We start from the raw sequence: 19,779 nt of genomic DNA, 5'->3' as shown, positions 1-19,779 counted from the left end.
CAACTCCTCCACACATTGCCTTCGATATTAGATATACGTTATGATATACTATATTTTATAAGTGATAGACAAAAATGATAGAAAAAAGAATTGCTGATCGCTGTAAGATCATGCAATTTGGTTGTTTGTTGACATTCGTCCCGTTTCTTCTGGGTTTTACATTTTGAGAGGAGGATGTTGTTTGAAATTGCGTGCAGTTCCTATCGTTGTGGCGGCAGTTTTGGCAGCTTTGCTGCTATTTGGGGGATGGTTCATTTACCGTCAGGTTACAATGCAAAGCCCTCTGGAAAAACTGGTTTCTCAATATCCAGGCGTGACAAGCGCTCAAATAGATATTAAACAGGATCATGTTGTATTGAAACTAGATCTCAAACCACAGGCGGATGTGGCCGGATTAGTCGATGTGGTTAAGCAAAAAGGACAAACCATCATTGGCAGCCGTACCATTAAGCTGGATATTGAAGATCGTTCCAATTCAGCACTGAATCAATGGTGGTCTGAGGCTATGTTTCCTGTAGCCGAAGCGATGGAAAATAAAAAGTATACTCAAATTTCATCTACAGTTGAGCAGATGAAAAAGAAAAAGACGGGTATCAAAGCTGATACCGACATGGATTCGAACAATGTCTATATCCGACTCAGCGAAGGGAAAGCGACCAAGTTTATCGTTTTGCCACGTCAATCTCAGCAAATGGGGGTATGGCCTAATGCCTAGATGGATCAAGGAAACATTAATCGGCATAGTGCCGGTGACTATTATATTTCTCGTTTTTATTGGGGTGAATATTATCCCTCTTCTAGTAGCTGGCGTGATGCTCAGCGGCTTGTTAATGCTCATGCATGCGCGTGGCGGTTTGGCCGTAGGTGCTGGACAAGAACGTAAACGCAAAAAAAATGGTCCGGACAAACTGACGTTTGAGGAAATCGGTGGGCAGGAAAGCGCTAAGCAGGAGCTGCGTGAGGCCCTGGACTTTTTGAATCGACATGATGAAATTTCCAAGTTTGGTATCCGTCCATTAAAAGGTGTTCTGCTCACAGGTCCTCCGGGAACAGGGAAAACACTGATGGCGAAAGCAGCCGCACACTATACTAATTCTGTATTTGTTGCAGCCTCAGGTAGTGAATTTGTTGAAATGTACGTTGGTGTTGGCGCGGGTCGTGTCCGTGAGTTGTTTCGGGAGGCACGTACTCGTGCAGCCAAGGAAAAGAAGGAAAATGCGATTATTTTTATTGACGAGATCGACGTAATTGGTGGTAAACGTGAGGGTGGACAGCAACGAGAATATGATCAGACTTTGAATCAGTTGCTGACAGAAATGGATGGCATTTATTCGGCAGATACACCGCGGATTTTGATCATTGCAGCAACAAACCGTAAAGAAATGTTGGACAGCGCCTTAACGCGTCCAGGACGTTTTGACCGTCATATTCAAGTGGATTTGCCTGACAAGAAGGGCCGTCTTCATATTCTTAAAATTCATGCCAAAAACAAACCGATTCAGGAAGATGCGAATCTGGACAAAATTGCTGAGGAATCTTACGGGTTTTCCGGCGCACAGCTGGAGAGCGTGATGAATGAAGCGGCAATCTATGCGATGAGACAGGATCAGAAAATGATTGCGCAGAAGCATCTGTCGATGGCAATTGACAAAGTAATGATGGGTGAAAAGACAGATCGAGAATCGACGTTGGAAGAGAAAAAACGTGTAGCGATTCATGAACTGGGACATGCTATTATGGCCGAAATTGTTCGTCCCGGTAGCGTAAGCCAGGTAGCACTTAGCCCACGTGGGAAAGCGCTTGGCTATGTGCGCCACAATCCACAGCAAGAGCATTATTTATACACCAAGCAGTTCCTGGAGGAGCAGATCATGATCTCACTCGCAGGGGCTACGGCGGAAGAAATGTACTATGGCGGTCGCAGTACCGGCTCAAGTAATGATTTTGAGCAGGCGCTGAATATCGTCCATACGATGATGACTTCCGGTTTGACTTCACTTGGCATTATTAACATGGAAATGGTAACCAAAGAAGAACTTATGCGGGAAAATGGCGAGATTATGGCTGACCTGCACACCCGAACTTTGGAGTTGCTGGAAAAGCATCGTCCTGTGTTCGACAACTCACTTGACATCCTGATGAAGGAAGAAACTCTGTCTGGAGACCAATTTAGATGTCAATTTAGTGAAAATGCTTTATTACCAGCATAATTTTTTATGCTGGTTATTTTTTTTTACTTTTAGTCCGTGCTAAGATATTATTATCTATTGGGACATAAACATGTATTTTTCGACAAAGAAGGATACAATATATGAGAGTGACCAGGAAAGGGTGGAGTAAAGAATCATGCAATTTAAAAAAATCGGCGTCATCGGCGGCGGCACCATGGGACAGGGGATTTCTGAAATGCTCGCGTCCAAAGGAATCGATGTGCTGCTGGTAGAGCAGACACCAGAGAAACTAGACTACGCCTACAATATGATTGAAACGAGTCTGGACAAACAACTGGAAAAGTGGGCAATTACTCAAGCTGAGAAAAAATTGATCTTATCCCGTATTCAAAAAGTAATCCATTTGGCGGAGCTCGGCAGCTGCGATATGGTCATTGAGACTATTACAGAGAATCTGGACGAGAAGAAAGCAGTGTTCCAAGAGCTAGACTATGTGTGTCCAAGCAATATTATTCTTGCAAGTAATACATCCACGCTGAGCCTGACCGAGCTTGCTAGCTCGACCAAGTATCCTGAGCGTGTTATTGGTATGCACTTTATTTATCCAGTATCCCGTATTGATCTTGTAGAAATTATTCGTGGTTTGAAAACTTCGGACGATACATTTGAACACACTAAAATGTTCGTGGAAGAAATAGTGGAGAAAAAAGGAGTCATGATTTATGAATCTCCTGGATTCGTAACAAGCCGGATTATCTGTCTGCTGATTAACGAAGCGGCCCATGTACTTCAAGAGGGCGTGGCTTCCGCTGAAGATATCGATGACGCTATGCGAATCGGCTATAGCTTCCAAAGCGGTCCTTTGGAAATGGCTGACCGCTTTGGTCTAGATTCCGTTTTGGCTGCTCTGGAGCGTATGTTCCGTGAATTCGGCGAATTGAAATATCGTCCGTCCATCGTACTGAAGAAAATGGTGCGTGCAGGTAATCTGGGCGTGAAATCGGGCGAAGGCTTCTTTAAGTACGACAAGGATGGTGACCGGATATGAAAATTCTCGTAATCAATGCAGGGAGTTCTTCCCTGAAATACCAATTGTATGATATGACGGACGAGTCCGTTCTGGCAAAAGGATTGGTAGAGCGCATCGGTATGGATTCCTCCATTCTTACGCATAAGCCAACCAATAAAGAAGAATACACCGAAGTTAGCGAAATTTTGGAACATACTACAGCCATCCGTAAAGTGCTAAACGCACTCACAGATGCTGAACATGGTGTAATCTCCAGTACTAGTGAAATTCAGGCTGTGGGCCACCGTGTGGTTCATGGAGGCGAAATCTTCAAACAGTCTGCAGTTGTAACGCCTGAAGCGAAGAGTGAAATCCGCCGCTTGTTTGACCTGGCACCACTGCATAACCCTGCTTCCATGATGGGGATTAAAGCGGCTGAATTGAATATGCCAGATGTACCGCAGGTTGTGGTATTTGATACCTCGTTCCATCAAACCATGCCTGAAAAAGCTTATATGTACGCCATTCCAAGAGTGTTGTACAATAAGTATAAGGTTCGTCGTTACGGTGCCCACGGCACTTCCCATGATTTTGTAAGTAAGGAAGCCGCCAAATTCCTTGGTCGTCCTTTGGAAGACCTGAAGATTATCACTTGTCATATCGGTAATGGTGGTAGTGTAACAGCAGTTCAAGGCGGTTTGTCTGTTGATACTTCCATGGGTATGACTCCACTGGAAGGTCTTATGATGGGTACTCGTAGTGGTGATTTGGACCCAGCAATCGTACCTTATGTCATGAACAAAGAAGAATTGACTGTCAATGAAGTCAATTCCATGCTGAACAAGCATAGTGGACTTTTAGCTATTTCCGGTATCAGCAGTGACATGCGTGAAATCACAGAAGGTATGGAAAAAGGCGAAGCTAATTCTACATTGGCATTCGAAATGTATGAATACCGTCTGCGCAAATACATTGGATCGTATGCTGCCGCAATGAACGGGGTAGACGTAATTGCATTTACAGCAGGTGTAGGCGAGAACTCCATCGTTCTGCGTAAGAGAGTGTTGGAGCAATTGACATTCCTCGGTATCGAGCTGGATGAATCGTTGAATGCTATTCGTTCTGGCGAGCCTCGCCGGATTACAACTGCAAATTCAAAGGTAGAAGTACTGATCATTCCAACGAACGAAGAACTGGTTATTGCCCGTGACACGTTCCGTCTGGTTCAGTAGTTCGGTTCGAAAGTATAAACTTTATGCATGCGGACTTACGTTTGAGTTCCGCATGCACCAAACAGCGAGAGCAAACAGCCTGACCCAGGGGGAAGGGCTGTTTGATTTTCGGTTAAGAGGAGAGAGACGGTCATGACGAATAAAAGTACGATTGCCCAAGTGGGCCGCCATGTAGGGGGAACGGTTACAATCGGTGCTTGGGTAAACAATAAACGATCTAGTGGCAAAATTCAGTTCCTGCAACTGCGCGATGGTAGCGGGTATATTCAAGGGGTTATCGTGAAAAGCGAAGTGTCCGAGGATATTTGGAATGACGCCAAATCCTTGACTCAAGAGAGCTCCCTTTACGTTACTGGAGTGGTGCGTGAAGAACCGCGTAGCCAATCGGGCTTTGAATTAACGGTTACAGGCATTGAAATTATTCATTTGACCGAAAACTACCCGATTACACCCAAAGAGCATGGTGTAGATTTCCTGATGGATCATCGTCACTTGTGGCTGCGTTCCGCCAAGCAACGTGCTGTTCTGATCGTACGGGCGGAAATTATCCGTGCTGTACAGGAATTCTTTAACGGCAACGGCTTTACGAAGGTGGACCCACCCATTTTGACTCCTTCCTCTGCAGAAGGCACAACAGAATTGTTCCACATTAAATATTTTGATGAAGATGCGTATTTGACACAAAGCGGACAGTTGTATATGGAAGCCGCGGCAATGGCGCTGGGCAAAGTATATTCCTTTGGTCCAACTTTCCGTGCGGAAAAGTCCAAAACACGTCGTCACCTGATTGAGTTCTGGATGATCGAGCCTGAGATGGCTTTTGTAGATCATGAAGAATCCTTGCGCGTTCAGGAGCAGTTTGTAAGTCATATCGTGCAATCTGTTCTGAAAAATTGTGCGAAGGAGCTTGAAACAATCGGACGCGATGTTTCGAAGCTGGAGCAAATTCAAGGCGAATTCCCACGTATTACGTATGATGAGGCGATTGCCTTCCTTCAAGGTGAAGGTTTCGATATCCCATGGGGAGAAGACTTTGGTGCTCCTCATGAAACGGCGATTGCTGAAAGATATAACAAGCCTGTGTTCATTACACATTGGCCGACTCATATTAAGGCATTCTATATGAAACCAGACCCGACCCGTCCAGAGGTTGTTTTGTGTGCCGATATGATCGCTCCTGAAGGCTACGGCGAAATTATCGGGGGTTCCCAACGGATTGATGATCCAGCATTGATGGAAGAACGTTTTAACGAGCATAACTTGGCTCGTGAAGCCTACCAATGGTATATGGATCTGCGCACCTATGGTACCGTTCCGCATTCCGGCTTTGGACTGGGCCTGGAGCGTACAGTAGCATGGATTTGTGGACTCGATCATGTACGTGAAACGATTCCGTTCCCACGTATGCTGTATCGTTTGTATCCGTAACCGATGACCGGATCATTCGACAAGACATCAGCGGCAGAATGGGCGGAGGGAGTAGCCTTTGCTATGGAAGCCGGAATGGTCCAGATTCCCTACGCCCTGCTCAAGCATTATCGGACACTTCGGCTGACGGATGGTGAAATGCTGCTACTGATGCAGTTGCTTGCCTTTAAACAAGCGGAACGTAATGAATTTCCGACATGGGAACAATTGCAGTCACGTATCGGATGCACTGCGAACGAAATCGCACTCTATTTCAGTAAGCTCATGAAAGAAGGATTTTTGAGAATCGATTCCGTAGAAGACCGCAGCTCATCCGTACAATTCGAACGTTACAATTTGACGGGGCTGTACCGTAAGTTGGCAGAATGTATGATCGCTGAGCGTAATGAGCAGCACGATGAAGATGACATTTTGTTTGCCGGAAAGCCGGATTTACTGAATGGAATATCAGAATCCCCGCTTACAGAAGAACGGAATTTGTTCACGATTTTTGAGAAAGAATTCGGGCGCCCATTGTCACCGATGGAATACGAGACGATCACCAGCTGGGTGGATCAGGATCGGTATCCCGAGGAGCTGATTTTGCTGGCTTTGAAGGAAGCGGTATTTGCAGGGAAAGTACATTTCCGGTATATAGACCGTATTTTGCTGGAGTGGAGCCGAAACCGTGTTCGTAATGCACAGGATGCCAAAGAATACGCCCAGCGATTCCGTGGTGGCGGACGCAATTGATATATCGGTCTAAATAGGCTTTAATGATAGAGGACACACCATTCCGTCAGGAGGGTGTGTCCTTTTTTAAATATTTTTTTTCGAAATATGCAGGGGAAGGAAATTTCCTGGCGTCTATAGTATTGGGAAGGGGGAGAGCGTCATTGATATAGAGAGAATCATTGAACGAATACGGTCCGGTGACCGGCAGGCGTTCCGTGAGATCGTAGAGCTGTACAGCAAGCATGTATTTCATATCGCCTATTCGGTACTGCATGACAGCAAGGAAGCCGAAGATGCCGCGCAGGAGGCGTTCGTTCAGGTGTACAAGTCTCTCCCCCAATACCGGAACGAAGGATTTAAAACGTGGCTGAGCCGAATTGCGCTCCACAAAGCGCTGGATATTAAGCGCAAACAGGACAGACGACCCGCAGAGCTTATAGACGTGGCACAATCCCTTGTACAGCTCCCTTCCCGGGATGAGGATGTGCTGGCCCGTCTCATCCGCGAGGAGCAAACTGTAGAACTATCGCAAAAAATTGCCCAGTTGCCCCAGCAACATCGGGATATTATTCAAGCCTATTATATGCAGGGCAAAACTTACGATCAAATTGCAGAAGAGACGCAGGTAGCTTTAAAAACAGTAGAGTCGAGACTCTATCGGGCGCGGCTATGGATTCGAAATCACTGGAAGGAGGAGGAATGGCAATGACTGACCAACAAGATAAACCGTGGATTGAAGGGAAATCGAATGACTGGCATGCTTACATTGCAGGAACTTGCACGATAGAAGAATCTGCCCGGCTGGAAAAGCTACTGCTGGAAGACGAACAGGCGCTGATGTTATATCTTGTTGCACTGGAGCAACTGGAGTCAACTTTAAAAGATTATTCTGCCTGGATGGATACGGAGCGCTTCACAGATCAGGTAATGGCCGTTCTTCCCGAGATAGAAGCTGAACCGAGTCAAGTTATGTTCAAAAAACGCCGCTGGTTTGAAAAACCTGTGTTTCATTATGTTGTCGCCGCAAGCCTAACGTTGATCTTGTTGTCCAGTGGAGCCTTTGACAAAATGATGCCGCAAACAGACGGAAAGCCAATTCCTCCAAAAGAACGCGTTTCTTACAGTGAAGAGGTCATGCGAGCTACAACAACCTGGCTCGATAAATTAAAGCCCTAAATCATCGGATAAAGGCTGAGATGAAAAAACTCAAAAATAACAACCTTCAATTGGGAACTTTATCAAAATCCCATAAATAGAAAGGAAGTGTAGCGATGCCTTATACGGAAAGAAGCAAGCTCTTGGCATTTCTATTGAACATCATTCCCGGTGTGGGACACTATTACTGGACCCGAAAAGCCAATGTGTTTGTATACACCATTTTGTTTTTCGGATGTTTGGCAGGAGGATTATTTCTTGCATTCGTAGTAAGAGACGAATCGCCTTTATTATTCGGTATGTTTGTTGCCGCCCTTTTTTGGGGACTCAGCATGCTGCATATCATGATTAGCTTGTTGCGTTATGATCCTCGTGCAGTCGCTGCTCCATACCCCCCTCATGCAGGGCCCAATCCATATGATTTTTACTCGCAAAATGGACCTTATGGACAGGCTGGTTTAACAGGGGAGGTACCGGAGGGGGCAACACACGCAGATACGGATGTACCGGGAGCAGGAATGGGATATGGCCCGGGCTATAATAACCATTATCAACAAGGACACTATGGTATGGCAGGATCACCTGCTTTTCAAAGAGGATCGGAGAATGAGCGCTTTTTTACGATTTTGCTGTCGTTCATTCCTGGATTGGGGCACCTCCATTTGGGGCTGATGCAGCGTGGTTTATCTTTTTTACTGTCCTTTTTTGGCTTTGGTGCGATTCTTATCTTTATTACTAGCATTACTAACGAATCCGGATTTTTGGCCTTTGCGGGCGTGTTGCCGATCATTTGGCTGTATTGCATGTTTGATGCGGTGCAGCATGTACATCGCAAACAAGCTGGAGAAATTCTTCAGGACCGGACTTTGTTTGAGGAACTGGAGCATGGAAGAATCGAGGGACGCCGAAGTAAAATGCTGGCTACCATTTTATCGGTATTTCCCGGTGCCGGACATATGTATATAGGTTTGCAAAAGCGTGGACTCCAACTCATGCTTTTGTTTTTAGGAGGCATCTATGTACTGGATGTGCTGCATCTTTCACTCTTTTTGTTCCTGCTTCCGGTGGTTTGGTTTTACAGTTTTTTTGATGCATTGCAGCAAGTAAGCCGTTATGGACGGGAGCCGCTGATCGACAAACCTGTGATCGGTATGTTTGCACAATATCACCGCTGGGTAGGCTTGGGGTTACTATTGCTGGGCGCCTATTACATCTTAATCAACGTACTAGTTCCTACTCTGGATCGTCTATTTCCAAACGGAGAGATTTATAATTTGGTTGACATGTATCTACGGACGATTATCGTATCCTTATTGTTGATCGGCGGTGGTATTTGGATGATGATTGGGAATTCCAAATCTAAACGAGTAAAGGAGAAGCAATAGAATGGATACTGAATTTTCAAAGAGTGAGGCTCCCTTAAAGGGAGTCCATCCTCCTCATAGCGATGGAGGAGGCGCCACAGGTATATTGGGTACATCATCTAACAAAAATAGCTCCTCTAAAGCGTCAAACACGCCGGCAGGGGTGTGGAAAGTTGGAAGGCTGTCAATGGGACTTTTCCTTGTCCTGCTGGGGGGCGTAACGTTTGCCTCCAAGTTTTGGGGAGCGGGCATTCTGGACCAGGCGTTGACCTGGTGGCCTGTCGTTTTTGTTTTGCTGGGATTGGAAATTTTAATGTATACTGCTTGGAAAGGGACGCGTGAGCGCATTGGTTATGATTTGTTCAGTATGTTTATTACGGCGGTATTGGTTTTTTGCTGTATCGGATTTGCCTTGGTCAGTTCATTGGGAATCACTCCACAAGTCAGAGAAATAATGAGTTCGGTTCAGGAAACAAGGGTTCTCCCAGACTGGCATGAAAAACTACCTGCCGGAGTGAACAAGGTGATTGTACAGGGGGAAGATCCTTATGCGGTCAAAATTGACGCAACCACCTCACCAGAGGTGCATGTGTTTGGAAGTTATGTATACACAGGCAAAGAGGACGAAATAAAAGGGCAAGATTTATATCAGACCAAGCAAATCGGCGATACCTTGTATGTATTACTGGGTCAAATTCCGACACGTTTTATGCAGACTCAGCAGCAGCTTGATGTTACGATTGCTGTACCTGAGGGAACTACGGTTACTGTGCGCGATAGCCGAGGAAATATAATTGAAAAATAGGGAGATCTTCCGGCTTCAACTTTACATTTCGTATCATTCACGCGATACTGGAAGGGAGGCCTGAGATGTCATCCATGTCCTAGCTAATGGTGTATTTGCTTATCAGGCGAAACTTGATGATGTGCAGTCGAATAGCGATTGTGATCGGAAATGAGGGAGAAAAATGATTTCGTTGAATCCTGATACGCTTACAGGGCGTGAAAATTATAAGCTGTTGACCGGAAGTATCATCCCAAGGCCGGTAGCCTTTGTAACGACTTTGAGCAGCGAAGGGGTGCTGAATGGTGCGCCGTTCAGTTATTTTTCCATCGTAGCCTCTGAACCGCCACTGCTGTCTGTATCCGTACAACGTGTCGATGGAGTATCCAAAGATACAGCACGTAATGCGATGGAGCATAAGGCATTTGTCGTACATATCACAGACGAGGACAATGTGGGAGCGGTGAATGTGACGGCTTCCCGTCTGTTGCCGCAGGAGAGTGAGGTTGCACTGGCAGGCCTTACCCCAGTCAAAAGTACAAAAATCGAAGTTCCCGGTGTGGCAGAAGCGAAAATACGTATGGAATGTATTCTGGAACAGGTTATACCGTTGGGAGGTCAGGAGGACACACCTGCCTGTGATCTGTTAATCGGACGCGTAGTGCAGTATCATTTGTCCGAGGAAGCATACCAAAATACGTATGTGATTGCTAAGGAGTTGCGTCCAGTAAGTCGGTTGGCTGGGAACAACTATGCGAAGCTAGGAGAGCAATTCACGCTGGAGCGTCCCCAATAGGGGGCGTTTTTTTACAGCATGCCTAAGATTTTATGTGGCTAGTAGAATAGAATACCCTAATTATAAAAAAGAGAACGTTCCTGTGCTATCGCTTAGGCTCCGTTCTCGATATTCAATGGCCACTTTTACAAATAATGATAAGCATCTTTGATATTTATGAGTTTATTTACTTCAAAGTTTTCAGCAGCAGGGAGCGATAGGTCGTTTCAAACAAAAATTCAAACGCCTCCAAATGCTTTTTAGCCTCAAATACATCACGGCCCCACGCATAAATGCCGTGGTTACGCAATAAAATTCCAGGCACCTGATCATTCAGCACACCGGGCACCAGCTTGGCAATCGAGGCAATATCTGCGTAATTAGGCAGTACAGGAATATCAATCGCAGCATTTTCGTCCCAAATGTTAAAAGCCTTGATCAGCTCAATACCTTGGATAGGTACAGCGCCTTGCTCACCGTAATATTCGGAAATCAGATTATTAAACACGGTATGCACATGAAAAACGGCTCCGCAGCCTGTCAGGCGGTAAATTTCGCAATGTATAAGCGTCTCTGCGCTTGGCTTGAGGTTTGTCGCTTCTGCCGCTTTTCCGTACTGGTCTACGAACAGAAAATCTTCCGGAGTACGCTTGGTTTTATCCTTGCCGCTGGCGGTGACTGCAAAATAAAATTGTTCGGGATGAAAGTCACCGATTCGGATCGACAAATTGCCGCTCGTGCCTGGGAACCAGTTGCGAGATGCGAATAGTTCTTTGACATCAGCGAGTTCTTCCAGTGCGCGGCGTTTTTCTTCCAATGAAATGTCTGCCAAGTTAAAACTCATTTACACCACCCCTTGCTCCTGTTTTTGCTTTAAATCCTCGATAATGTCATCAAATGTTTCAAAGGGTACATGTGGTACGCCAAGCTCTTGACACTTTAAAGTCAGATGCGAACGGGAGTACACAAGATCGGCAATTTTGGCTCCTTCAAAATCGGTCAGGCTGTCGCCGATCAAAATCCGTTCGTATTGTTCGGAAGGATATTGACGAATCACAGTCGTTTTACACATGCCACAATCATTTGTACACGGTTCCTCACATGGATGCGGCCACGTAATCTGGATGCGCTCCCCGGAAAAATCCGCTTCGTTGCAATAGACGTGGTCGTGTGGAATGTCAAAGGGTTTTAGCAATGGATCAATAAAAAAATCAATGCCGCCACTGGTGACGAAAAATTGAATCTGCTGCTCTCGTACATAGTCCAAAAAGCGTGCAAAGCCCTCGCGTATACCAGCTTGTCCAAGTACATATGAGATAATTTCTTCCTTTTGCTCCGAAGGCATCAGGGCGAACATCGCACCTACGCCTTCACGAATGGATGTATGCCCATTTACGATTTGATGCATGATGGGCTCACAGCCTGTAGGTTGAAAATGCTTCATAATGGCGACAATATTGTCGCTGTTCGTAATTGTCCCGTCAAAATCGCAAAAAATGACGGGCTTCTTTGCTATGCTCATCGTTCGCCTCCCCATGTGTCGAGCGCAGATTGTAGCTCGGGGTGAGTACGGGCATATTCTGCCAGGGGGACATTCTTCTGTACCGCTTCAATCGCCTGCACAAAGGCGCGCCCACCAGCTTCTGTACCCAGCGGATGTCCGTGAATGCCGCCCCCAGCGTTGACAACAACGTCAGTACCAAAATCACGTACAATGAGCGGCACGAGGCCCGGGTGAATCCCTGCGGAAGGGACCGGCATACTGGCCTTCAGCGGTAGATCAGGGTTGATCAGCTCATCGCGGATCGCCATGTTTTCCTCACGCGGCATCGTCACTGAGCCGTAGGGAGAAGGGAAGAGGACGAGGTCAGCCCCAGCCAGCCGCATAAGCTGACCGAGTAGGACGGAGGCCGAAATACCATAATGCGGCGATGGATAAGCAGCTCCCGCCAACGAAGGATGGGCAGCAATTGGCACCGAGACGGCGGGATCGCTGCTAAGTTCATGCAGCACATCGTAACCGTAGGCCAACACGTTAAACAGTAACGCGTTGGCACCCGTATCAATGGCCTTGAGAGCTTGTGTCTTAAGCTGCGAGGTCGGTCCAGTTAAATTAGCGGCATACAGCAGCTTTTTACCGGTTTCACGCTCAGCCGCTTCGGCGGCTTTGATGCAGGCTTCGACACGTTTTTCAATCGGCGTCAGCGCGTTTTCAAATAAGATCTCGTCGTCCTTGATCAGATCAACACCACCGAGAGCCTGCCGGGTAAACTGTTCACGAAGTTCGTCCAAATTGAGGCCAATTACAGATTTGAAAATGCTCATGAGCAGGGGGCGATCATACACGCCAAGCAGCTCACGCAAGCCGCTGATACCGAATTTCGGTCCTGGAAAAGCAGAGCGGAATGCTTCCGAAAAGCCCAGCTTCGTAAGCTTAATTCGGCCGTCCATCGAAATTTTGCCGAAGACTGTGACCAGCAGTGCGGGAATATCCCGGCTGAAGTTGACATCCGGGTAAGCGATGGTCAGGTCCGCGTACCGTTCACCGGGACCTCCATCGTGAATATCCACAGAATGAACCGAGCCAAGATGTTTTTGCATCGCGTCCCGTTTGGCTTGCGGGAGCTCAGTCCAGCTGCCCACCGTCATGCCGATGGCAATAGATTGGGCCTTTTGGTTAAAATCGGCTTTGTCATCGTATACCCGGTAGGTCGCCAAGCAATAGCTCATTCAATTCCCTCCTTGAGTACAGCTCCCATCTCGCGGGATCGTTCAGCGCACCGCTGCACCGCCGCAATCACCGTTTCGTAGAAGTCACCTTTGTCCAGCATTTCCAATGCAGCTACCGTAGAGCCATTAGGAGACATAATTTTGTGGCGAAGGGCAGAAGGCTCCTCTCCGGTTTGCTGCACCATACGTGCCGCTCCAAGCGCGGTTTGCACCGTTAGTTCGTGCGCTTGCTCAGGGGTCAAGCCACCACGGATTCCTCCGGCAATCATGGCTTCCATCAGGTAGTAGACATACGCAGGGCCGCTTCCAGATATTCCGGTCAAAACATCCATTTTCTCTTCTTCTATAACCGTTACCGTACCTACAGATTCGAACATTGTAAGCACGTTTTTACGCTGTATTTCGCTGATCTCCTTGGAAAAGCTAATACCTGTGGCTCCCAGCCCAATTGAGCTGGATGTATTGGGCATCGTCCGTGCGATCGGCTGCTTGCGACCCAGCAACGTTTGCATCGTACGAATAGACAATCCGGCGATTACCGAAATGATCAGCTGCTCATCAGACAGAAGTGGGCCGAGCTGTCCAAGTGCTTGTGCAGCATCCTTGGGCTTCATGGCAAGCACAATGACCGGAGAACGACGCAGAAGCTCGGTTTTGGCGGCATCCTCGGTTTGGAACAAGACTCCATATTGCTTTTTAAGTTCCTCAAGGCGAGCCTGATTACTGCGGTTGATGACGGTAATACCACTAGGTTTGACAACAGAACGAGCTGTCATTCCGCGAATAATAGCCTCTGCCATTGATCCTGCCCCGAAAAATGTAATTTGCTCATTAATTAAAACCTTTGTTTGTGATTCACACATAGATTCATAACCTCCAAGGATACAGATTGATTTAAGTTATTATTCCCTGATTTGTCCAGTACCGTACACGCGATATTTGGTTGAAGTCAAGGCAGGCAATCCCATTGGACCGCGGGCATGTAATTTTTGTGTGCTAATTCCGATCTCGGCACCAAACCCAAATTCGAAGCCATCCGTGAAGCGAGTGGATGCATTGTGGTACACGGCTGCCGCGTCCACTTCTTGCAGAAAACGCTCGACATGGGCTTTGTCCTCGGTGACAATACACTCTGAATGCATCGTACCGTAACGGGCAATATGCTCCAGTACTTCGTCCAGATCGTCCACGACCTTTACGTTCATAATGTAATCATTATACTCGGTGCCGTAATCCTCTTCTGTAGCAGGAACAACCCAAGGAGCCAATTCTCGTGTGCGTGCACAGCCGCGTAGCTCAACCCCCGCACCACGAAAGCGTTCTGCCAATCCTGTTAAATGTGCTTTTGCATAATCCAAGTGTACGAGCAATGTTTCCATCGAGTTACACACGGACGGTCTTTGCACCTTGGCATTCAGTGTAATCGCTTCGGCCATTGCGGTATCCGCTGTAGCGTCCAAAAAGGTATGGCATACACCAGCTCCAGTTTCGATGACAGGTACGGTAGCGTTCTGAACAACATTTTGAATGAGTGAACGCCCACCGCGTGGAATAATTACATCCAGCAAGCCGTTCAAGGTGAGCATTTCGTTGACCGAGGCACGGTCTGAATCTTCAATAAGTTGAAGCGCCTCGCGCGGCACAGCGGTTGCGTCTAGTGCCTGCTGGAGTACTTCGATAATCTTGCGGTTGGAGAAGAGGGCGGCCGAACCACCGCGTAGCACAACCGGATTGCCTGTTTTCAAGCACAGGCCCGCGGCATCCACGGTTACATTTGGACGCGCTTCATATATGATGCCGATGACACCCAGTGGTACACGTATCTTCTCAATTCGCAGACCGTTTGGACGTTCAATTTGCTCAAGGGTGTCGCCGACCGGGTCAGGCAGTGCCACAATTTGGCGTAATCCTTCGGCAATAGCTTCGATTCGGTCCTCGGTCAGCTTGAGGCGGTCGAGCAGCGATTCCGATGTTCCCTGTTCCCGTCCACGTTTCAGGTCATTATGGTTTGCTGCAATCAGCTCTTCAGTATGATTTACTAGAGCTTCAGCCATAGCAAGCAATGCTTCGTTTTTCTGTGCTGTAGTCAGGCGGTTCATGACCCCGGCACTTTTTTTAGCAAGATTCGCTTTGGTTCGTACTTCGCTAAACTGATTCTCCTCAGTTGCAGCTGTGTTAGTCGTTAAATCACTCATGTTACGGCCTCCCTACATACATAATGTAATCCATTCATCCCTGTGGATCACCTCAAGCCGGTGAATGGGACCAATTTTGCCCACAACCTCGCCGCTGGGTAATCCTTGTACATTCCGGAGCTGTTCATCGTCATAATTGACGATGCCGCGTCCTAACACTTTATTTTCCGGTCCGAGCACCTCAACGACATCTCCGGCATGAAAGCTGCCCTCGACACGTCGTACGCCAACCGGAAGTAGACTGTGTCCTCCGTGAACCAACGCTTCCTCAGCTCCTTCATCTACATGCACCGCGCCCAGAGGGGTGGACATAAATCCAAGCCACTGTTTTTTCATCGGAAGTGAAGAGAGATGGGTGTCAAAATAAGTTCCCGGTCCGTGTCCTTCGACGGCTGCGTCTAGATCACCATTCGCGCTTACGCGTCCCACATATACAGGTACACCGCCGCGTGTAGCGACTTTGGCAGCTTCGATCTTGGATCGCATGCCGCCAGTACCTACAGACGATCCAGAACCTCCAGCTAATGCATAAATCTCCTCTGTAATTTCTTCGATACGTTCAAAACGTACGGCATTCGGATGCTTGCGCGGATCTGCCGTATATACGCCATCGGTGTCCGTAATGATAATCAGATGCTGAGCTTTGACCAGATTGGCAACCAGCGCGGACAGCATATCGTTATCGCCGAATTTCAATTCGTCAATCGATACAGTATCATTTTCGTTAAAGATCGGGATAACCTGCTGGCGCAGCAATTCTTCTACGGTCATTCCGGCATTATTCATCCGTTTGCGGCTCAAAAAGTCACTACGGGTTAGCAGAACCTGCGCGATCACTAGGTCAAAATCTTTAAAAGCCTGCTCATAGGCCTGCATGAGAAGAGCTTGGCCAACAGCCGCTGCCGCCTGCTTTTCATGCAATAGCTTAGGGCGAAACGGGTATCCAATCTCCCTGAATCCGGCGGCTACTGCGCCTGATGTAACCAGCAGCACTTCATGACCTTTTGCACGAAGCAAGCTGATTTCCCGGGCAAAATAAGCGATGGCTTCCCGATTCAAACCACCTTCCACTCCAGTCAGAGAGCTGCTTCCGATTTTAATGACGATTCGTGTTGACAAGACGTCCACTTCCTTAATTTTACTCTTTTTAATGCAAAAAAACTTCCATCCTTTGTATGCAAAGGACGAAAGTTAGTGCTTCCGCGGTACCACCTTCATTGATGATTCATGATCATCCCACTTGAAACCTGTTAACGGCAGGGACCGCCTGATTGCGCAGGGCGCTCGGGGATAGGAGTTGGGAGAGAGTCCAGGTAAATTCTTGCAGCCTATCGGAATTTACTCTCTGAACAGGACCGAGTCTCTCTTAATAGTCCCTTCAACGCGCTAAATGATATTGGATACAGAATACCACGAAAAGACCAGGTTTGGCAAAGAAGTTGTAGCTGGAAAATACGGCTTAACCAAACAGGTTTAGCTTGCCAATTCGATCAGCCGCCTCGGTCAGTCGAGTTTCTGAGCTCAGCAGCCCCGCTCGCACATATCCTTCGCCGCCGCTCCCGAAGCCGATCCCTGGAGCGACAGCCACCTTGGCTTTCCGCAACAGCAGATCGGCAAAAGAAGCCGAAGTATAGCCCTGCGGCACAGGCAGCCAACTGAAAAAGGAGCCACTTGGGCGCGTCGCCTTCCAGCCTATTTGCCCAAGTGCATCATAAAAAGCGTTACGGCGTGATTCATAGCGGGCTACCAGCTCGCCTACGCAGTTCTGCGAGGCCGTCAGGGCTGTCGCCGCTGCTGCCTGAATGCCGCCAAACAAGCTTACATAAATATGATCCTGTAGCAGATTAATCATCGAGATAATTTCGGCATTACCGAGCGCGAAACCAACACGCCAGCCCGCCATATTGTACGTTTTGGACAAGGTATAGAACTCAATCCCCACGTCTTTAGCACCCTCTGCCTGGAGGAAGCTCACCGGACGTTCGCCATCAAATCCAATAGCGCCATAGGCGAAATCACTGGCAACCACAATACCGTTACGTTGCGCGAATTCAACCGTATCCTCGTAAAAAGAAAGTGGAGCCGTTGCCGAGGTTGGATTATTCGGATAGTTAAGGAACATTAACTTGGCGCGGCGGCGGCGTTCCTCGGAAATGGCTTCATAATCGGGCAGAAAACGGTTCTCTTCCTTTAATGGGAGAAAAGACATTTCCGCTTTAGCCAAGGCTACGCCAGACCAGTAGTCCGGGTAGCCGGGATCAGGGACGAGGCACACATCGCCGGGATTGAGTAAGACTTGCGGCAGCTGGACCAAACCCGTTTTTCCGCCAAACAGGATGGCGACCTCGGTTTCAGGATTGAGCGTCACACCGTAATCCTCCTGATAGCGCTGGGCAACGGCTTCCTTGAGAAAGCTGTAACCGCGAAATGGCGAATATTTATGATACAGCGGATTATCCGCTGATTCCTGCAAAGCTTTTACAATATGGGAAGGAGTGGGAGTGTCGGGGTTCCCCTGTCCGAGATTAATGACATCATGCCCCGCCGCGATTTCACGGTTTACATTTTGTACAAGTGTGGCAAAAAATTGAGTGGGTAACTGTTTCATGACGTCAGCGGAGGGAATAGAAAAATGAGTCATCAATTCACACGACCTTTTGGAATAGTTTAAGAAATAATCTATCACGATTTTACCGAGTTGTATAGGGGGAATTAAGCTTGCATGGTTGCGTAATCCAGACTGATCGGGCTATGATGGGAGAAAATACCGGAGAATGGGTCGCGGGAAGCTCCGGCTCACAAGGAGGATGAAGGATTTTGACGTATCAGGAAGCTCAGCCGTTCACTGTTGCACTCATACAAGCTCACATAGAGATAGGAAATCCCCCGGAAAACCGCAGTCATATCCAAGCTTTAATGGAACAAGCGATGAAAGTCGAACTAAAGCCGGATCTGATTGTCCTGCCGGAAATGTGGAATACGGGCTATGCCTTGGATCGCATTCATGAGCTGGCGGACAAGGAAGGGACGGAGACTCGGGCATGGATAGCAGCATTCGCCGCCACCCATCAAGTGAACGTAGTAGCTGGGTCAATCGCAGAGAAAAAAAGCGACGGTCATGTGTATAATACGATGCTCGTTTTTGACCGCACAGGCAGAGAGGTTGCTTCGTATTCCAAAATTCATCTATTCCGACTTATGGATGAAGAAAAATATTTGCAGCCTGGCGAAGAAAAGGTTTTATTCGCACTGGATAGCGGGATTCAGGCAGGTGCGTCAATCTGCTATGATATCCGTTTTCCTGAACTAGCCCGAAGTTTGGCCTTGTCGGGCGCAAATTTGCTGATCGTACCCGCGGAATGGCCTCATCCCCGGCTTCATCACTGGCGTACCTTGCTGACCGCACGTGCTATAGAAAATCAGATGTATGTCATTGCTTGTAATCGGGTAGGTCGTAGCGGAGAAACTGATTTCTTCGGGCATTCGCTCATAATTGATCCATGGGGAGAAATCATTGCCGAGGGTGGAGAGCAGGAGGAGATTCTCACAGGAACAATTGAGTCTGTCTTGGTGCAGGACGTGCGTGGTCGTATTCCGGTGTTTGAAGATCGGCGTCCCTCACTGTATGACCGATAATCAGTGCAGAAAGGAATACTCCATGCTTAAGGAACGCATTGATTTTTTGTGTAAAAAGAAAAACTTGTCCCGTAAAGAGCTGGTAGACGGGCTGGTGACACCCGCACATTTTGCGAATATACTGGCTGACCGTTACCCGTTGGCAGAGGATCTGGCCGAGTAAATTGCTGAGCGTTTAGGTGTAAACCCATTGTACCTCTTGCGTGTAGCGGCAGAGGATGAGGGGACGCTGGCTACAGCGGATAAGATTTTCACAGAGCTGTCCAAGCTGGCTAATCCTGCCACGGAAAGCTATGTGGATCAGCTGGAGGATCGCAACGATTCGCTTGTGGTGGATATGACGACTTATTTGATGAAGGCCGTATATTACCAGCAATTAAATGACCCAACGGCCTATGAATATTTACATCAGACAAAATTAAGCTTAAGTTTAAGCTGAGTGTAACGAAAAACAAGGCGATACATTTAATGTAACCACGCAAAAGGATGTTTTTTCTTCCCAACTATCCAAACTGCAGCAGGGAAGTATTATAGAGGTCATTTATTCACGTCAAGATCCTTCAAAATTAGTCTTTAAAACACAAGT

The 19,779-nt window shown here is 47.5% G+C and carries 21 protein-coding genes; 14 read left to right on the top strand and 7 right to left on the bottom strand.

Translation table 11 applies throughout. The annotated features are described in order from the left end of the window. Window positions 1-181 precede the first annotated feature (181 nt). From ACWGXJ_RS14555 to ACWGXJ_RS14505, 11 genes are all read left to right on the top strand, one after another. A complete protein-coding gene (locus tag ACWGXJ_RS14555) occupies window positions 182-715 on the top strand; it encodes a hypothetical protein (protein WP_452567043.1) in 534 nt (177 codons plus the stop codon). Further along, window positions 708-2,210 carry an AAA family ATPase gene (locus tag ACWGXJ_RS14550; protein ID WP_069289810.1) on the top strand — a complete coding sequence of 501 codons (1,503 nt, stop codon included), beginning with the start codon at window positions 708-710 and terminating at the stop codon, window positions 2,208-2,210. The genes ACWGXJ_RS14555 and ACWGXJ_RS14550 overlap by 8 nt, the downstream gene beginning before the upstream one ends. Before the next feature lie 136 nt (window positions 2,211-2,346). Further along, entirely contained in the window at window positions 2,347-3,219 is an 873-nt protein-coding gene (locus ACWGXJ_RS14545) for a 3-hydroxyacyl-CoA dehydrogenase family protein (RefSeq protein ID WP_069289809.1), read from the top strand. Next, entirely contained in the window at window positions 3,216-4,412 is a 1,197-nt protein-coding gene (locus ACWGXJ_RS14540) for an acetate/propionate family kinase (protein ID WP_013310675.1), read from the top strand. Before ACWGXJ_RS14545 ends, ACWGXJ_RS14540 begins: the two co-directional genes overlap by 4 nt. A gap of 132 nt (window positions 4,413-4,544) precedes the next feature. Continuing rightward, window positions 4,545-5,840 (top strand): asparagine--tRNA ligase, encoded by a 1,296-nt coding sequence (gene asnS, locus ACWGXJ_RS14535; RefSeq protein ID WP_341163904.1) that lies wholly within the window; start codon window positions 4,545-4,547, stop codon window positions 5,838-5,840. A gap of 3 nt (window positions 5,841-5,843) precedes the next feature. Next, entirely contained in the window at window positions 5,844-6,572 is a 729-nt protein-coding gene (locus ACWGXJ_RS14530) for a DnaD domain-containing protein (protein ID WP_069289808.1), read from the top strand. Between the two features lie 70 nt (window positions 6,573-6,642). Beyond that, window positions 6,643-7,263: an RNA polymerase sigma factor gene (locus tag ACWGXJ_RS14525; RefSeq protein WP_155729679.1), complete on the top strand. Its 621-nt coding sequence runs from the start codon at window positions 6,643-6,645 to the stop codon at window positions 7,261-7,263. After that, window positions 7,260-7,730, top strand: coding sequence for a hypothetical protein (locus tag ACWGXJ_RS14520; RefSeq protein ID WP_061829178.1), 471 nt, complete (start codon window positions 7,260-7,262; stop codon window positions 7,728-7,730). The genes ACWGXJ_RS14525 and ACWGXJ_RS14520 overlap by 4 nt, the downstream gene beginning before the upstream one ends. Before the next feature lie 95 nt (window positions 7,731-7,825). Next, window positions 7,826-9,094, top strand: a complete 1,269-nt coding sequence (locus ACWGXJ_RS14515; RefSeq protein WP_069289806.1) for a multi-tm2 domain protein — start codon at window positions 7,826-7,828, stop codon at window positions 9,092-9,094. A gap of 1 nt (window position 9,095) precedes the next feature. Further along, on the top strand, window positions 9,096-9,878 hold the full coding sequence (locus ACWGXJ_RS14510; protein WP_250261123.1) for a hypothetical protein: 783 nt from the start codon (window positions 9,096-9,098) through the stop codon (window positions 9,876-9,878). Window positions 9,879-10,041: 163 nt separating this feature from the next. After that, the gene (locus ACWGXJ_RS14505; RefSeq protein WP_250261124.1) at window positions 10,042-10,653 is read left to right on the top strand and encodes a flavin reductase family protein; all 612 of its coding nucleotides are present in this window, start codon (window positions 10,042-10,044) and stop codon (window positions 10,651-10,653) included. Window positions 10,654-10,819: 166 nt separating this feature from the next. Here ACWGXJ_RS14505 and ACWGXJ_RS14500 read toward each other — a convergent pair whose 3' ends face one another. From ACWGXJ_RS14500 to ACWGXJ_RS14470, 7 genes are all read right to left on the bottom strand, one after another. Further along, window positions 10,820-11,476, bottom strand: coding sequence for a methylthioribulose 1-phosphate dehydratase (locus ACWGXJ_RS14500; protein WP_254325424.1), 657 nt, complete (start codon window positions 11,474-11,476; stop codon window positions 10,820-10,822). After that, window positions 11,477-12,154 carry a 2-hydroxy-3-keto-5-methylthiopentenyl-1-phosphate phosphatase gene (locus ACWGXJ_RS14495; RefSeq protein ID WP_452567042.1) on the bottom strand — a complete coding sequence of 226 codons (678 nt, stop codon included), beginning with the start codon at window positions 12,152-12,154 and terminating at the stop codon, window positions 11,477-11,479. Continuing rightward, window positions 12,151-13,362 carry a 2,3-diketo-5-methylthiopentyl-1-phosphate enolase gene (locus tag ACWGXJ_RS14490; protein WP_452567041.1) on the bottom strand — a complete coding sequence of 404 codons (1,212 nt, stop codon included), beginning with the start codon at window positions 13,360-13,362 and terminating at the stop codon, window positions 12,151-12,153. The genes ACWGXJ_RS14495 and ACWGXJ_RS14490 overlap by 4 nt, the downstream gene beginning before the upstream one ends. Next, window positions 13,359-14,225 carry a pyrroline-5-carboxylate reductase gene (proC, locus tag ACWGXJ_RS14485; protein ID WP_452567040.1) on the bottom strand — a complete coding sequence of 289 codons (867 nt, stop codon included), beginning with the start codon at window positions 14,223-14,225 and terminating at the stop codon, window positions 13,359-13,361. Before proC ends, ACWGXJ_RS14490 begins: the two co-directional genes overlap by 4 nt. A 39-nt stretch (window positions 14,226-14,264) precedes the next feature. Then, window positions 14,265-15,557: a glutamate-5-semialdehyde dehydrogenase gene (locus tag ACWGXJ_RS14480; RefSeq protein ID WP_452567039.1), complete on the bottom strand. Its 1,293-nt coding sequence runs from the start codon at window positions 15,555-15,557 to the stop codon at window positions 14,265-14,267. 12 nt (window positions 15,558-15,569) lie between these two features. Beyond that, the gene (proB, locus tag ACWGXJ_RS14475; protein WP_452567038.1) at window positions 15,570-16,676 is read right to left on the bottom strand and encodes a glutamate 5-kinase; all 1,107 of its coding nucleotides are present in this window, start codon (window positions 16,674-16,676) and stop codon (window positions 15,570-15,572) included. Window positions 16,677-17,016: 340 nt separating this feature from the next. Continuing rightward, complete coding sequence (locus ACWGXJ_RS14470) at window positions 17,017-18,198, bottom strand: aminotransferase class I/II-fold pyridoxal phosphate-dependent enzyme (protein ID WP_452567037.1); 1,182 nt, start codon at window positions 18,196-18,198, stop codon at window positions 17,017-17,019. 176 nt (window positions 18,199-18,374) lie between these two features. On the opposite strand from ACWGXJ_RS14470, the gene ACWGXJ_RS14465 reads away from it, so the two are divergent. From ACWGXJ_RS14465 to ACWGXJ_RS14455, 3 genes are read left to right on the top strand one after another with little or no spacing between them, the layout of a single operon-like run. Beyond that, window positions 18,375-19,193, top strand: a complete 819-nt coding sequence (locus tag ACWGXJ_RS14465) for a carbon-nitrogen family hydrolase (RefSeq protein WP_452567036.1) — start codon at window positions 18,375-18,377, stop codon at window positions 19,191-19,193. 22 nt (window positions 19,194-19,215) lie between these two features. Continuing rightward, window positions 19,216-19,356 carry a hypothetical protein gene (locus ACWGXJ_RS14460; RefSeq protein WP_452567035.1) on the top strand — a complete coding sequence of 47 codons (141 nt, stop codon included), beginning with the start codon at window positions 19,216-19,218 and terminating at the stop codon, window positions 19,354-19,356. Window positions 19,357-19,383: 27 nt separating this feature from the next. Continuing rightward, window positions 19,384-19,632: a hypothetical protein gene (locus tag ACWGXJ_RS14455; protein ID WP_452567034.1), complete on the top strand. Its 249-nt coding sequence runs from the start codon at window positions 19,384-19,386 to the stop codon at window positions 19,630-19,632. The last annotated feature ends 147 nt before the right edge of the window (window positions 19,633-19,779 follow it).

This window comes from Paenibacillus sp. S33 (assembly GCF_053615415.1).
Note: the sequence above shows the minus strand (reverse complement) of the source record. Positions and strands in the feature narration are given on the sequence as shown.

Coding starts and splice junctions, on each gene's coding strand:
- ACWGXJ_RS14550 (WP_069289810.1), top strand. CDS start 708: ATGCCTAGATGGATCAAGGAAACATTAATCGGCATAGTGCCGGTGACT.
- ACWGXJ_RS14545 (WP_069289809.1), top strand. CDS start 2,347: ATGCAATTTAAAAAAATCGGCGTCATCGGCGGCGGCACCATGGGACAG.
- ACWGXJ_RS14540 (WP_013310675.1), top strand. CDS start 3,216: ATGAAAATTCTCGTAATCAATGCAGGGAGTTCTTCCCTGAAATACCAA.
- asnS (WP_341163904.1), top strand. CDS start 4,545: ATGACGAATAAAAGTACGATTGCCCAAGTGGGCCGCCATGTAGGGGGA.
- ACWGXJ_RS14530 (WP_069289808.1), top strand. CDS start 5,844: ATGACCGGATCATTCGACAAGACATCAGCGGCAGAATGGGCGGAGGGA.
- ACWGXJ_RS14520 (WP_061829178.1), top strand. CDS start 7,260: ATGACTGACCAACAAGATAAACCGTGGATTGAAGGGAAATCGAATGAC.
- ACWGXJ_RS14515 (WP_069289806.1), top strand. CDS start 7,826: ATGCCTTATACGGAAAGAAGCAAGCTCTTGGCATTTCTATTGAACATC.
- ACWGXJ_RS14510 (WP_250261123.1), top strand. CDS start 9,096: ATGGATACTGAATTTTCAAAGAGTGAGGCTCCCTTAAAGGGAGTCCAT.
- ACWGXJ_RS14505 (WP_250261124.1), top strand. CDS start 10,042: ATGATTTCGTTGAATCCTGATACGCTTACAGGGCGTGAAAATTATAAG.
- ACWGXJ_RS14500 (WP_254325424.1), bottom strand. CDS start 11,476: ATGAGTTTTAACTTGGCAGACATTTCATTGGAAGAAAAACGCCGCGCA.
- ACWGXJ_RS14495 (WP_452567042.1), bottom strand. CDS start 12,154: ATGAGCATAGCAAAGAAGCCCGTCATTTTTTGCGATTTTGACGGGACA.
- ACWGXJ_RS14490 (WP_452567041.1), bottom strand. CDS start 13,362: ATGAGCTATTGCTTGGCGACCTACCGGGTATACGATGACAAAGCCGAT.
- proC (WP_452567040.1), bottom strand. CDS start 14,225: ATGTGTGAATCACAAACAAAGGTTTTAATTAATGAGCAAATTACATTT.
- ACWGXJ_RS14480 (WP_452567039.1), bottom strand. CDS start 15,557: ATGAGTGATTTAACGACTAACACAGCTGCAACTGAGGAGAATCAGTTT.
- ACWGXJ_RS14470 (WP_452567037.1), bottom strand. CDS start 18,198: ATGACTCATTTTTCTATTCCCTCCGCTGACGTCATGAAACAGTTACCC.
- ACWGXJ_RS14460 (WP_452567035.1), top strand. CDS start 19,216: ATGCTTAAGGAACGCATTGATTTTTTGTGTAAAAAGAAAAACTTGTCC.